This window comes from Actinoplanes subglobosus (assembly GCF_042650585.1).
Taxonomy (GTDB): Bacteria; Actinomycetota; Actinomycetes; order Mycobacteriales; family Micromonosporaceae; genus Actinoplanes; species Actinoplanes subglobosus.
On the sequence record NZ_JBHSBL010000012.1, the window covers coordinates 240,684 to 253,817 of the forward strand.

Sequence of the window (13,134 nt, forward strand, 5' to 3'; positions counted from 1 at the left end):
TGCGGCCCGCGCCTATACGAGACCGCGCCCAAAGACTCATCCACGGGCGCACCACGAGAGGGCACCCGTAAAACTTCATGACCGACAATGAGCAAGCTCTAGTCCCCGTCACCACCCGCGCACCGGTCCGCCCGGACAGCCCCACCTTCGCTGAGCTGGGCGTTCGCGCAGAGACCGTCGAGGCTCTGGCCAAGGCCGGCATCACTCACGCCTTCGCGATCCAGGAGTACGCGCTGCCCATCGCGCTGCGCGGCACCGACCTGATCGGCCAGGCCCCCACCGGTACCGGCAAGACCCTCGGCTTCGGCCTGCCCATGCTGGAGCGCGTCCTCGCCCCGTCCGAGGGCGCCGACGGCCAGCCCCAGGCCCTGATCGTCGTCCCCACCCGTGAGCTGGGCCTCCAGGTGGCCCGCGACCTCGCCGCGGCCGGCAGCACCCGGGGTGTCCGGGTCCTGCCGATCTACGGCGGCGTGGCCTACGAGCCGCAGGTCGAGGCCCTCAAGAAGGGCGTCGAGATCCTGGTCGGCACCCCCGGCCGCCTGCTCGACCTGTGCAAGCAGAAACAGCTCAAGCTGAGCTCGATCCGCGCCCTGGTGCTCGACGAGGCCGACCGGATGCTCGACCTGGGCTTCCTGGAGGACGTCGAGAAGATCCTGGCGATGATCCCGGAGCAGCGTCAGACGATGCTGTTCTCGGCGACCATGCCGGACCCGATCGTCGCCCTGTCGCGCCGGTTCCTGCGCAACCCGGTCACCATCCACGCCGGGCACACCACCGAGAGCGGCCCGTCCCCGCTGACCAAGCAGGTCGTCTACCGCACCCACCCGCTGAACAAGGTGGAGATGGTGGCGCGGATCCTGCAGGCCAAGGACCGCAGTCTCACGATGATCTTCACGCGTACGAAGCGGGCCGCCGACCGGGTCGCCGAGGACCTCGACTTCCGCGGTTTCGCGGTCGCGGCCGTGCACGGCGACCTGGGTCAGGGTGCTCGTGAGCGGGCGCTGCGGGCGTTCCGGAGCGGCAAGATCGACGTGTTGGTGGCGACCGACGTGGCGGCCCGTGGCCTCGACGTCTCGGGCGTCACCCACGTGATCAACTACGACTGCCCGGAGGACCCGGAGACGTACACGCACCGCATCGGCCGTACCGGCCGGGCCGGTGCCACCGGTGTCGCGGTCACCTTCGTGGACTGGGAGGACATGCCGCGCTGGGTGCTGATCGACAAGTCGCTCGGTCTCACCATGCCGGAGCCTCCGGAGACGTACCACACGTCCCCCGCGCTCTACGCGGACCTGGACATCCCGACCGACGTCTCGGGCACCCTGCCGACCGCTTCGCGCAGCCGGGCCGGGCTCTCCGCGGAGGTCGAGGAGGACCTCGGCACCGTCGGGCGGCGTGGCCGTGGCCGTGGTGACCGCGACCGTGACCGGGGTGGTCGTGGCCGGTCACGTGGTGGCGACTCCGGACCGTCGGCTGACGCCGCGCCCAGTTCCGGTTCCGGTTCCGGCGAGGCGACCGAGCGGCCCGCGCGTCAGCGTCGCCGCCGCCGGGTGACCGAGGACGGCGCCGTGGCACCGGTCTCCTCCGAGGCCCCCGCTTCCTCCGAGACCCCTGCCTCTTCCGAGGCGCTCGCCGCCTCCGAGGCACCGGCGACGGAAGATGCCGCACCCCGGGCCCGGACCAGGCGCCGCCGGACCGCCGCGACGGCGATGACCTTCTCCGACGGTGCCGCGGAGGCGCCGGTCGAGGCTGCTCCGGCCGCCGAGACCACGTCGGACGAGGGCGCGGCGGCCCCGCGCCGACGCCGGCGTCGCACCACCCGCCCGGCCGGGGCCGAACTGTCGGCCGGCCCCGAGGCCTGATCCGTCACGGAACGGGACCGGGTCGATCCCGGTCCCGTCGCCGTATCAGGTCCAGCCACGCCACAGTTCGGCCAGCAGGTCCATGTTGAGCCGGTAGGCGGCGGACACCTCGCGGAGGAACGCGTCCTGCTGGCGGCGGGCCCACGGCACGGCGTTGAGCCGTTCCCGGTAACGGGCCCGGAACACCGGCGGGTCGATCCCCTCGAAGACGAAGAACCGGAAACCCTCACGGCGGAATCCGTACGCCTCGACGACCGCCTGCCCCAGCCATTGCCCTCCGGCCAGATCGCCGAGGTAGCGGGTGCAGTGGTGTGCGACGTACTCGGTGGCCCGGCCGAAGGCGGCGCTGCGGATCCGTGAGCAGTAGGTGGTGGTCGCCGACAGCGCCGTGATCCGGCTCTGCCAGCGCGAACCGAAGAGGAACCGCAGGTCCGACTCGAGCGCCGGCAGGCGGAACAACTCCGGGTAGACGAAACGGCGGGCCACCGGATCGTCGGTCATCGCGGTAGCGGCGAGCTCCAGCGACTCGTAGATGAACCAGTACTGACTGAGTAACTCGGCGTAGGCGGCCAGGGGCAACTGACCGGATGCCAGGTGGGTGACGAACAGGCTCTGCCGCGACCCGGCGCTCTCCCTGAGGTTGATCTCCCGCAAACGGTCGGAGAGCAGTGTGGGCGCGGAGGAGTCGGCGAGGAAGGACATCGTGGGGGGCACCTCGTCTTCTTCTACGGCACCGATCAACTTAACCGCGTCGGACCAGGTACACAGCCCCACGGACGCCTCTGTCGCGAATAGCAGAATGGAAGTCATGCCAGAACCGCTCGAATCAGTCCTCGCCGAGGTGCGGGAGCTTCTCCTCGCCCCGGGCCTCACCCGGGCCGTCGCTGCCGGACGGCGTCGTGGGCACACACCCACGGTGACGCGGGCACAGCTACGCCCGGTGACGTTGAAGACCGGGCGGAGATTGCAGATCGTCACCGACGACGGCGCCCGGCCGTACACGCGCAACGTCGACGGGGCCGAGGCGGCCGCGGCGGTCGACGCGCTGCTGGCCGAGCCCTTCGGCAACTGGCACGTGGAGACCGACGCGGCGACGGTGCAGGTCCGGATCACGAAGAAGGGCGACGCCCAGGTGCACCGCTCGGCCACGGTCGCCGCGCCGCGTACCCCGGAGTCGCACGACCGGGCCAAGCAGTGGCTGCTCGACCCCGGTGACCCGCTGTTCTCCGTGGTCGGCGGCACGGCGGCGAAACGCCGTCAGATCGACGCCTTCCTGCGGGCGCTCGCCGCGACCCTCCCCGACGACCTGCCGACTCCGCTGCGCGTCGTCGACCTGGGCTGCGGAAATGCCTACCTCACCTTCGCCGCCTATCGATATCTGGCCGGGCGGGGCGTCGCGGTCCAGGTCGTCGGGGTCGACGTCCGCGAGGATCAGCGGGTACGGAACACCGCCGTCGCCGCCGAACTGGGCTGCTCCGACGACGTGACGTTCGTGGCCGGGACCATCGAGGACGCCGAACTGCCCGTCGCGCCGGACCTGGTGCTCGCGCTGCACGCCTGCGACACGGCCACCGATCAGGCGCTGGCCCGGGCGGTCGGCTGGGCGGCCAAGTGGGTGCTGGCCGCGCCGTGCTGCCACCACGACATCGCGGCACAGCTCAAGAAGGGCTCAGCGCCGGAGCCGTACGGGGAGATGATCCGCCACGCCATCCTGCGGGAGCGGTTCGCCGACGTGCTGACCGACTCACTGCGGGCCGCCCTGCTGCGGCTGCACGGTTACCGGGTGGACGTGGTCGAGTTCATCGACTCGGCGCACACCCCGCGCAACCTGATGCTGCGGGCCCGGCGGACCGGCGCCGCACCCACCCCCGAGCAGCGCGCCGAGTACGACTCGCTGACCGGCCAGTGGGGGGTCGACCCGGCCCTGGCGGGGATGATCGGCTGACTCAGCTGACGACGACGGTCCAGGATGCCGTGGACACCTTCCCGGCGACCTGGAAGTCGAGGAACATCCGATAGGTGCCCGGGCTCGGGGCGGCCAGCCAGAACTTGATCCTGCCGTCGACCAGCTGCGTCTCGGGGTGCACGTGGACGTAGCCGAGATCACCCTGCCGCAGCATGACCAGGTGGCCGTAGGCGCCCAGATACGGCTCCAGGGTCACCGGCTTGCCGGCGGCGTCGGCGACGGACATCAGCAGCGGCTGAGTCGACTCGGTGACGGGCGTTCCCTCGTACCCCACCTGGAAATCGTCGGTGGTCACGACCCGGACCGGATCGGGCGCGGTGAGCGGGATGTACTCCCCCGGGACCGTCAGGTCCGTGCCCAGGGTCGTGGCGACCCGCGCACCACCGACCTGTGCGGTGAAGTCGGCGAACATCCGGTACACACCGGGCTCGGCGAAGGCCAGGTCGACGCCCCACGTGCCGTCGGGGGCCATCACCGGATGCAGGTGCTGGAAGCCGGTGAGGTCGCGGCGGGCGACGATCAGGTGCAACGGCTTGTCGTGCACCACTGCGAAGGTGGTCACCGGGGCACCGCCCGGGCCGTTGATCGTGAACTCCAGCCGCTGTGCCGGCCCGGCCTCGAAGATCGTGGAGAACGGGGTCAGGGTGAGGCCGCTGCCGCTGAGCGAGAGGCCACTGACCGGCGCGCCGTTGCCGCTCCCGATGACCGGGCCGGTGTCGCCGTGCACATGCGGCTGGCTCTCGTCGAACGGACTCGCCGACGGCGTCACCGCGGGGGTCGCCGCGGCGGGGACGCCGCTGCCCGAGTTGAGCCGGCCCAGTCCGTAACCCGCGAAGAGCACCACGATCAGCAGCGCGCCAATGGCGGCGAACCGGAAACCGGGTGTCGCCTCACCCGCGCCTTTCGCCGAAAGCCCGAACTCGGGCTCGCCCTCGGGCTCGTCAGGCATCCCGGCCACAACAGGATCCCTCCAACCCCGGTCCGACTATTCGTGAAGCCTACCGGGATGTCATACCCCGCGGTTACCGTGCGCCGGTGAGGCGATATGAGATCCATCTGACGGTGGCCGCCGATGCGCTCGACGATCGGCTTCGATCATGGGCGGGCTCACACGGCGTCAAATACACCCGGATCCTGCTCGATCGCGGCGACCACGCCAGCCAGCCGATGCTGAGCTGGCTCTCCGACGGCACGCCGGCCTCCGCCGAGGCGGACGCCCGGCGGACGGCCGCCGCACTGCACGCCGAGGGCTTCCCGGTCGCCCGGCTCAAGGTCGAGGCCGCCGCGGCGGAGGCCGACACGCAGCCCGGGCTCTACTTCGAGCATCACGTCAAGGTCCTGGTTCCCGCCGGGACAGACCTCGAGGGGGTACGGGAGGTCGCCGTCGAGCACGACGCCCGGCTGTCCCGCAACGCCCGGCGGGTGCGCCCCGACGGCGTGCAGGAGCGGTTCGTCACCCAGCGCTGCTACGAGGTCGGGCTGCCGGTCGCCGCGTCGCGACTGTCCGCGCTGGTGGGCGCGCTGACCGGCGCCGGGTGGGAGGTCGCCGAGGTCGAGGAGGAGTGGGTGCTCGTCGACGACAACCCCGGCCTGGACTCCGGGTGGTTCGGGTGAGTTCCCACCACCGGTCCGCTCTCGATCATGTGCTGACGCTGATCGCCGGGTCGCACTGGGCGGACATCCTGGTGCTGCGCGGCAGCATGACCATGCCGGCCTGGGTGGGTGACGTGGCCCGGCCACCCGGCGACCTCGACTTCATGGTGTGGCAGCCGCCGGTCGTGCCCGACGACCTCGACCCGTATCCGTATGTCGACGCCCCCTCGTTCGTCCAGCAGTGGCCGGAGGCCGCACACCGGGCGATCCGCAACGAGATCTGGGAGTTCGAGGAGTTCGGCACCGGCGGCCACCATCCGCGGCTGCCACCCGAGGGCCTCCACTGGGTCGCCGCCGAGGACCTCGACACCGGCCCGTGGGAGGAGATCGAGGACGACTTCGCGAAGCTGCTCGCCGACAGTCCGTGGTCCGCCGACGGGATCGTGTTCGATCACAACTCGGTGGAGGTCTCGACAGATCTCGACTACGCCGACTACGAGCCGGGTGGGGCGACCGGCCGGATCCGGCTCACCGTCCCGTGGCGGGCCGAGGATTTCGAGGTCGGCAGTGTGCAGGTCGACCTGGCGTGGGGCGAGCGGCTGCCCGAGCCCGCGATCTGCACGGCCGTCCCGCGGGCCGGGGGTCTACCGCCGGTCGCGATGTGGACGGCGAGCCGCGAGCTGTCCCTGGCGTGGAAACTGCACTGGCTGGCCGCCGACCAGAAGACCAACGGCGTCTCCGCGATGAAGGACCTCTACGACGCGGTCCTGCTCGCCGAACTGGACGGCATGCACCTGCGCCCACGCCTGCGACGGCTGGCCCTCGGCGCCGAGTCCACCCTGCTCCGCTCGATGCTGGACCTCACACCGTCCTCGGAGTACACGACCGGGGTGCCGTCGTTCGCGCCGCCGCCGAAGGTCCTGGCCGTGGTGGGCCCCGCCCCTCTTGCCGGGCCCTGCCCTGCCGAGCCCGATCTGCCGTTCGCGCGGGTGCTGGCCCCGGAGACCATCCCCACCTGGAGGGTCCTGGGCACTCCGCCACCCGACAGCTCCCCCACCACATGGCTGACCCGCCTGGCCACAGCCGTCACCCATCTGCTGTGAGACACCCGCTGTCCTCGCGGCCACCCACCTACCTTCACGGCGCCACCCACCCGTCCTCGCGGCCACCCACCTGCCCTCGCCGCCACCCACCTGTTTCTCGCAGCCCACCTGTCCTCGCGGCCGGCTGGCTGCTTCGCCGGTTGTCCGCCTTCTGTGACACGCGTGCCTCGCCGACCGCGTGGATCGGCCGCTGTGACACCATGCGACCGGCCCCTTGCGGAAACGTGACGAAGGAGGAGCTGATGGAGGAACTGACACGCGACGGGTATGTCCTGTCAGCAGACCCGAAACGCGTCGACTTCAGCCGGGTGCACCGGTGGCTCACCGAGGAGTCCTACTGGGCGGCCGGCCGGTCCTACGATCTGGTGGCCCGATCCATCGACGGTTCACTTCCCTATTCGGTCTTCACCGCCGACGGTACCGAGCAGGTCGCCTTCGCCCGGGCGGTGACCGACGGCGCCACGTTCGCCTGGATCTGCGACGTCTTCGTCGACGAGCCGCACCGGGGTCACGGCCTCGGCCAGTGGATCATCGACACGATCGTTGCGGACCTATCCGAGCGGGGCATCCTCCGTTTCCTTCTCGCCACCCGGGACGCGCACGAGGTCTACCGCAGGGCCGGCTTCGAGGAACTGGCCGGCGCACATCGCTTCATGGAGATCGACCGCCGCCCCACCCGAAACGCCATCCTCGGCAACCCCTGACTCCCCCGTCGGAGAAGCCGGCAAGGCCTTCCCACCTCGATGGGTACCGGTGAAGTTATCCACAGGCGGGACGACGGGGTGCGACTCGGGAACGAGCGGCTATGGCGGTCAGCCCGCTATCGCGAGGGTCAGCGGCAGGACTCCTGGAGCTCCCGCTCTACGGAGTGCCCGACCGGCCAGCGCCAGCGTCCAGCCGGAGTCGGTCAAGTCGTCCACCAAGAGCACTGGACCGGATAGTTCTTGCAGCTCAGAGCTAATACGGGCAGGAACTTCGAAGGCATCGTGCAGGGCTCGCACACGCTGGGCACTGTTGCCTCGACAGGCACCCGGCTCACCGATACGACCGAGGGGGTTCGCGGACTCCAGCGTGCCGAGCATCGGAAGGCGGCCCACCGTGGCGATGTGCTCGGCGAGGCTGTGGATAAGTTGTGGATGACGCTGTGAATAAACCGCCACGACGGCGGCCGGGCGCTGTTTCCAGGCGTCGTCTCCCCTGGCCCAGGCCTTGAGCACCTCGATCACCGCACCGGCCAGGTCGGTGGGGATCGGGGCGTCAGGTGACTCCGGGGCGACGGCCGCACGCAACCGGCTCCCCCACCCGAGATCGGAGAGGCGGCCGACGGCACGGCCCGGTTCGCTCTGTTCGCCGGGCGCGATCCGGCCTTTGAGTGAGATGCCGACCGCGGCCAGACCGGTGGGCCACATCTTCTTCGGGGCGATCTCGGTGCCGGGACGGCCCAGGAAGGCGTCGGCCGCCGCCAGCGAGGCCGACGACACCTCGGCGTCGAACAGCGGGCCGGCACAGTTGTCACAGCGACCGCACGGGACCGCTTCCGGATCGTCGAGACACCGACGGAGGAACTCCATGCGGCAGGTGGTCGTCACGGCATACTCGATCATGGTCTTCTGCTCGGTCTCGCGGGCCTCGGCGACGCGCCTGAGTCGTGCCTCGTCATAGATCCACGGCTCACCGGTGGCGAGCCAGCCGCCCCGGGTGCGGCGGACCGCTCCGTCCACGTCGAGAACCTTGAGCATCAGCTCCAGCCTGGTACGCCGGAGATCGACCAGCGGCTCCAGCGCCTGGGTGGACATCGGCTGGTCCGGGGAGAGCTGGGACAGCACCGCCCGCACCTGGTCCTCCGGCGGGAACGCCAGCGAGGCGAAGTAGCGCCAGATCGCGGTGTCCTCCGGGCCCGGCAGCAGCACCACCTCGGCGTGCTCGACGGCGCGGCCGGCCCGGCCGACCTGCTGGTAGTAGGCGATCGGCGACGGGGGTGCTCCGAGGTGGACCACGAACCCCAGGTCGGGTTTGTCGAAACCCATGCCCAGCGCGGACGTCGCGACCAGCGCCTTGATCTTGTTGGTCAGCAGGTCCTGCTCGGCGGCACGACGCTCGGTGTCCTCGACCTGACCGGTGTAGGACGCCACCTCGAAGCCACGGGACCGCAGGAAGTCGGCGGTCTCGGTGGCCGCCGCGACGGTCAGCGTGTAGACGATGCCGGAGCCCGGCAGCCGCTCCAGGTGATCGGCGAGCCAGGCCAGGCGGTGTGCCGGGTTCTCCAGGCGCAGCGCGGCCAGGCGCAGCGAGTCACGCTCGAGCGGACCGCGCAGGACCAGCGCGTCACCGAGCTGGTCGGCGACGTCGGCGGTCACCCGGGCGTTGGCGGTGGCGGTGGTGGCCAGCACCGGCGTACGCCCTGGAAGCCCCGCCAGGAACGTCCGCAACCGCCGGTAGTCCGGCCGGAAGTCATGCCCCCAGTCGGAGACGCAGTGCGCTTCGTCGACCACCAGCAGACCGGTGCTTCCGGCCAGACCGGGCAGCACGTTGTCACGGAAGTCGGGGTTGTTCAGCCGCTCGGGACTGATCAGCAGCACGTCGACCTCGCCGGCCCGGATCTCCTGCTCGATCAGTGACCACTCGTCGAGGTTGGCCGAGTTGATCGTGCGCGCGGTGATGCCGGCCCGGGCGGCGGACTCGACCTGGTTGCGCATGAGGGCGAGCAGTGGCGACACGATGACTGTCGGACCAGCCGGAAGGTCGCCTGGCAAGGCCGCCACCCCGGACCGGAGCAGCGCCGTGGCCACGAAATAGACCGCCGACTTGCCCCATCCGGTGCGCTGCACGCAGAGCACGCGCCGCCGATCCACGGTGAGGGCCTCGATCGCCCGCCACTGGTCCTCCCGAAGGACGGCGTGCTCCCCGGCGAGGCGCCGGAGCACCTCCTCGGCCCGCTCCCGCACCACCGCCCGCTCGGCTGCCGTCCGCGTCGTATCAGTCACCCGGCATGTCTATCAGCCCGCAAGGACCGGCCCGGAGTTATCCACACTCGGGAGTTGTCCACAGTCTGCCCAGCGCTGCCCTCGCGAACCGGCAATGCTCGCTCCGTCCAGCGGGATCGGCGTTCAGGAGGGTCGGCATGCAGGCTTCACGCAGGGGGACGGCTCGGCGGACCGGGCAGCGGATCGCGGGCAGGCGACCTGTCCGCGTTGTTCCGGCACGCAGCGGGGTCCGGCCCGCGGAGGCCGGGCCTCGACCACCACCAGGGCGGGCCGGTCAGTGACCGGCCCGCGCCCCCGGATCGGTGGCACCCCGGTCCGGTTACGGTCGCCATCCGGACGGGTGGCAGCCGGGCGGGTGCCACCCCGGACGGGCGGCAACCCGGACACCGGGGTGGCACTCCGGACAGCCCCGCGACATGAGCGGCCCCCGACATGAGCGGCCCCACGACACGGGCAGTGCCGCGACATGGGCGGCCCACTACTTGGGCGGCCCCGACGTGGGAAGCCTTCACCGAAGCCGGACAACGATCCCTGTACGAATGGAAGCCTCAGGACATGACCAAGACGATCGCCGAGAAGCTGATGATCAAGCCGAACTCCACCGTGTGGCTGAACGAGCCGGCCCGGCTCCCGCTGCTCACCCCGATGCCCGAGGGCGTCCGGGAGAGCGGGGCCCTGGCCACTGCGAGCACCGCGGTGCTGTTCGTCGAGGACGCCGCCGGTGTGCGGGACCAGTTGGAGCAGCACCGCGCCGACCTGGACAAGCCGGGTGTGTTCTGGATCGCCTATCCGAAGGGCAACAAGGCCGATATCAACCGGGACTCACTGTGGCCGATCGTGGCCGATTTCGACATGCGCCCGTGCGGGCAGATCGCCATCGACGAACGATGGTCGGGGCTACGTTTCCGCACCAACCGGCCGGGAGAGGGCCGATTCAGTGGCGGCGCGGAATGAGGCGGCAACCCGTAATGAGGCGGCAGCCCGGTAAAGGCAACGGGGTACGGAGCGGGAACGCCAGGACGACCGGAAACCTCCGGACGGGCCGGAGGAGACCGTCCGGACGGGTCAGCGGCCCAGCACGGAGCCGCCGTTGACGTTGATGATCTGACCGGTGACGAAGCCGCCGCCCGGGCCGACGAGCCAGCGCACCGTCTCGGCGATGTCGTCGGGCGTGCCGGCCCGCTTGAGCACGCTGGCCTCGACACGGGTCCGGTGACCCTCCGGGGTCATCCGGCCGTCGAAGAACTCGCTGTCGGTGACGTAGCCGGGTGCGACCACGTTCGCCGTGATGCCGTCGGCGCCGAGCGAGGTGGCCAGGTCCAGCCCGTACCCGTGCAGGGCCGCCTTGGCCGCCGAGTAGGGACCACCGCCGCCACGCTGGGCGGCGATGGAGCTGGTCAGGATGATCTTGCCGCCCGGGCGGCGCAGAAGCGGAAGGAGCGCGGTCGTCATGAGGACGGCGGAGAGCACGTTCGAGTCGAGGTTCGCCCGCCAGCGGGCGGCCACCCCCTCCAGGGTGGTGTCGTCGCCCCCGATGTACGCCCCCGCGTTGTTGACCAGCACGTCGAGCGGACGCCCGGCGACGGCCTCGACCACCGCGGGCACCTGGGCCGGGTCGGAGGCATCGGCGGTGACGGCAACGGCCTGCGGCCCGATCCACTTCACCGCGTCGGCGAGCACCTCGGCACGACGGCCGACGATGATCACGTCGAAGCCCTCACCGGCGAGCATGCCGGCCGTGGCCCTGCCGATCCCGGTGCCGCCTCCGGTCACCACTGCGAGTCTTGTCATGTCCTCGACCCTATCGACGACGGGTCACAGGGCCAGGGAGAAGCCGCCCGAGCCTTTGACGACGGGTTCGGGGACGCGCTCGGGCGGGGGCGTGTTGCGACGGGACGTCCCGCTCCGGCGGCCGGGTGAACGTCGCCGGTCACCGGCCGGGGTGTCGTCGATCGGGGCTGCCTTGACCGCGTCCCCACCGGACGAGGCGCTTCCGCCGTCGAGCGAGCCCCTGGAGGATTCGCCGGTGGTGCCACCCAGGACTTCGGCGCGGCACGGCAGCCCGTTCAGCGCGAAGGAGAGGGGCAACGGGTTGTGGTCGCGATAACCGCCCTGGAGGATGACCGCGCGCGAGCGTCCCTGACCGTTCACCACCACCCGGCGGCCGTGCTGCGCGACCGCCTTGGGGGTGGCGGCGAGCCGTTGCGTACCGGGATAGGCGAACTCCACCCGCCAGTCCGCGGTCTCCGACGTGACCACGCTGAGCCGTGCCTCGAAGTAGGAGCCGGAGTCGCGGCGCACCTGGTAACGGACCTTGCAGCGGACCCGGTCCGGCCCCGCGGCGGCCGGTGCGCCGGCACCCGCGGCGGTGGGGTGAGCGGGACCGCTGTCCTCGGTTCCGCGCCGGGTGGACCAGCTGACCGCGCTGGCGGCGAGCAGGCTCAGTGTGGCGAGGACGGCGATCGCGGGCATCCGGCGACGACGGCCGTGCAGGCTGCGGGTGTGGAGGCTACGGGTGTGGTGCAGGTGACGCCTGCCGATGAACAGTCCGCCTCCGAGTGGCCGCACCCGGCCGAGGCGGAGCGCGGATCCGAGGAGGAGTCCGGCCCGCAGACGTACGGTCGTGACGGCACCCGCGCGCCGGCCGAGGCAGGCGCGGAGCATACGGCGTACCCCCGATCCGGCTCGTGGCACCGGGACCGCCGCGACCGCCCTGGCCGCCGGTGTCTCGTGCCGCTCGCCCGGTCGCAGCGGCGGGATGACGGCCCGCACCCCCACGGTTGCGGCCAGGGCCCGGGCGACCTCGGCGGCGGCGGGACGGTCGGCCGGGTTCTTGGCGAGGCACCGCAGGCACAGCTCGGCGACACCGGCCGGCATTCCGGCGAGTTCCGGGATCGGGTCGGGGTCGGCGTAAAGGTGGGCGCGCAGTGCTTCGGCGGTGTTGCCGGCAGGCCACGGCATCCGCCCGGTGAGCGCACGGTAGAGCAGGAGCCCGAGGGCGTAGACGTCGGTGGCCGGCAGGACCGCGGCACCTCCGAGGCGTTCCGGGGCGAGGTAGGCGGGGGTGCCGAGCAGGCTGCCGTCGGCGGCGGCGTCGCGCTGGCCGATGACGGCGGAGATCCCGAAGTCGACGATCTTGGCACCGGCTCCGGTCAGCATCACGTTGGCCGGGGTGACGTCGCGGTGCACGAGACCGCGGGCGTGTGCGGTGGCGAGCGCCGACGCGACCTCGGCGCTGATCATGACGGCTTCCCGCCAGTCGAGGGAGCCCTGCCGGCCGATCCGGGCACCGACCGACTCGCCGTCGTTGAGTTCCATCACCACGTAGGGGACGGTCAGGTGTTCGGAGATCGGCGCCTCGCCGAAGTCGTGGATGCCGGTGATGTGCGGATGGCAGAGCCGGGCGGCGGCCAGCGCCTCCTGCCGCAGCCGGTCACGGAAGGCACGGTCGTCGGCCAGTCGTGGCGAGAGCACCTTGACGGCGATGTCACGGCCGAGGATCTCGTCGTATCCGCGCCAGACCACCGACATGCCGCCGGTGCCGAGTTTCTCGATCAGGCGGTACCGGCCGGCGAGACGAAGCGAACCAGTCTGACCGTTTCGCTCCGTACGCACCATGCGCCGAT

11 protein-coding genes are annotated in these 13,134 nt (G+C 71.3%); 6 read left to right on the forward strand and 5 right to left on the reverse strand.

Annotation, left to right across the window (positions count from 1 at the left end):
• Positions 1–77 precede the first annotated feature (77 nt).
• Complete coding sequence (locus ACFO0C_RS12210; RefSeq protein ID WP_378066678.1) at positions 78–1,862, forward strand: DEAD/DEAH box helicase; 1,785 nt, start codon at positions 78–80, stop codon at positions 1,860–1,862.
• A gap of 45 nt (positions 1,863–1,907) precedes the next feature.
• On the opposite strand, the gene ACFO0C_RS12215 is transcribed toward ACFO0C_RS12210, so the two are convergent.
• Positions 1,908–2,576: a biliverdin-producing heme oxygenase gene (locus ACFO0C_RS12215; protein WP_378066679.1), complete on the reverse strand. Its 669-nt coding sequence runs from the start codon at positions 2,574–2,576 to the stop codon at positions 1,908–1,910.
• A 94-nt stretch (positions 2,577–2,670) separates the two neighbouring features.
• On the opposite strand from ACFO0C_RS12215, the gene ACFO0C_RS12220 reads away from it, so the two are divergent.
• Positions 2,671–3,807 (forward strand): class I SAM-dependent methyltransferase, encoded by a 1,137-nt coding sequence (locus ACFO0C_RS12220; RefSeq protein ID WP_378066680.1) that lies wholly within the window; start codon positions 2,671–2,673, stop codon positions 3,805–3,807.
• 1 nt (position 3,808) lies between these two features.
• Here ACFO0C_RS12220 and ACFO0C_RS12225 read toward each other — a convergent pair whose 3' ends face one another.
• A complete protein-coding gene (locus tag ACFO0C_RS12225) occupies positions 3,809–4,777 on the reverse strand; it encodes a hypothetical protein (protein ID WP_378066681.1) in 969 nt (322 codons plus the stop codon).
• Positions 4,778–4,863: 86 nt separating this feature from the next.
• On the opposite strand from ACFO0C_RS12225, the gene ACFO0C_RS12230 reads away from it, so the two are divergent.
• The 3 genes from ACFO0C_RS12230 to ACFO0C_RS12240 all read left to right on the forward strand — a co-directional run bounded on the left by ACFO0C_RS12230 (position 4,864) and on the right by ACFO0C_RS12240 (position 7,228).
• Entirely contained in the window at positions 4,864–5,442 is a 579-nt protein-coding gene (locus tag ACFO0C_RS12230; RefSeq protein WP_378066682.1) for a hypothetical protein, read from the forward strand.
• Positions 5,439–6,524, forward strand: coding sequence for a nucleotidyl transferase AbiEii/AbiGii toxin family protein (locus ACFO0C_RS12235; RefSeq protein ID WP_378066683.1), 1,086 nt, complete (start codon positions 5,439–5,441; stop codon positions 6,522–6,524). The genes ACFO0C_RS12230 and ACFO0C_RS12235 overlap by 4 nt, the downstream gene beginning before the upstream one ends.
• A gap of 242 nt (positions 6,525–6,766) precedes the next feature.
• A complete protein-coding gene (locus ACFO0C_RS12240; protein WP_378066684.1) occupies positions 6,767–7,228 on the forward strand; it encodes a GNAT family N-acetyltransferase in 462 nt (153 codons plus the stop codon).
• 108 nt (positions 7,229–7,336) lie between these two features.
• Here the strand turns inward: ACFO0C_RS12240 and ACFO0C_RS12245 are convergent, their stop codons facing one another.
• Positions 7,337–9,508 (reverse strand): RecQ family ATP-dependent DNA helicase, encoded by a 2,172-nt coding sequence (locus ACFO0C_RS12245; protein ID WP_378066685.1) that lies wholly within the window; start codon positions 9,506–9,508, stop codon positions 7,337–7,339.
• A gap of 555 nt (positions 9,509–10,063) precedes the next feature.
• On the opposite strand from ACFO0C_RS12245, the gene ACFO0C_RS12250 reads away from it, so the two are divergent.
• Positions 10,064–10,462 (forward strand): hypothetical protein, encoded by a 399-nt coding sequence (locus ACFO0C_RS12250; protein WP_378066686.1) that lies wholly within the window; start codon positions 10,064–10,066, stop codon positions 10,460–10,462.
• A gap of 111 nt (positions 10,463–10,573) precedes the next feature.
• Here ACFO0C_RS12250 and ACFO0C_RS12255 read toward each other — a convergent pair whose 3' ends face one another.
• On the reverse strand, positions 10,574–11,299 hold the full coding sequence (locus ACFO0C_RS12255; RefSeq protein ID WP_378066687.1) for an SDR family NAD(P)-dependent oxidoreductase: 726 nt from the start codon (positions 11,297–11,299) through the stop codon (positions 10,574–10,576).
• 24 nt (positions 11,300–11,323) lie between these two features.
• A complete protein-coding gene (locus ACFO0C_RS12260) occupies positions 11,324–13,126 on the reverse strand; it encodes a serine/threonine-protein kinase (protein WP_378066688.1) in 1,803 nt (600 codons plus the stop codon).
• Positions 13,127–13,134: the final 8 nt, after the last annotated feature.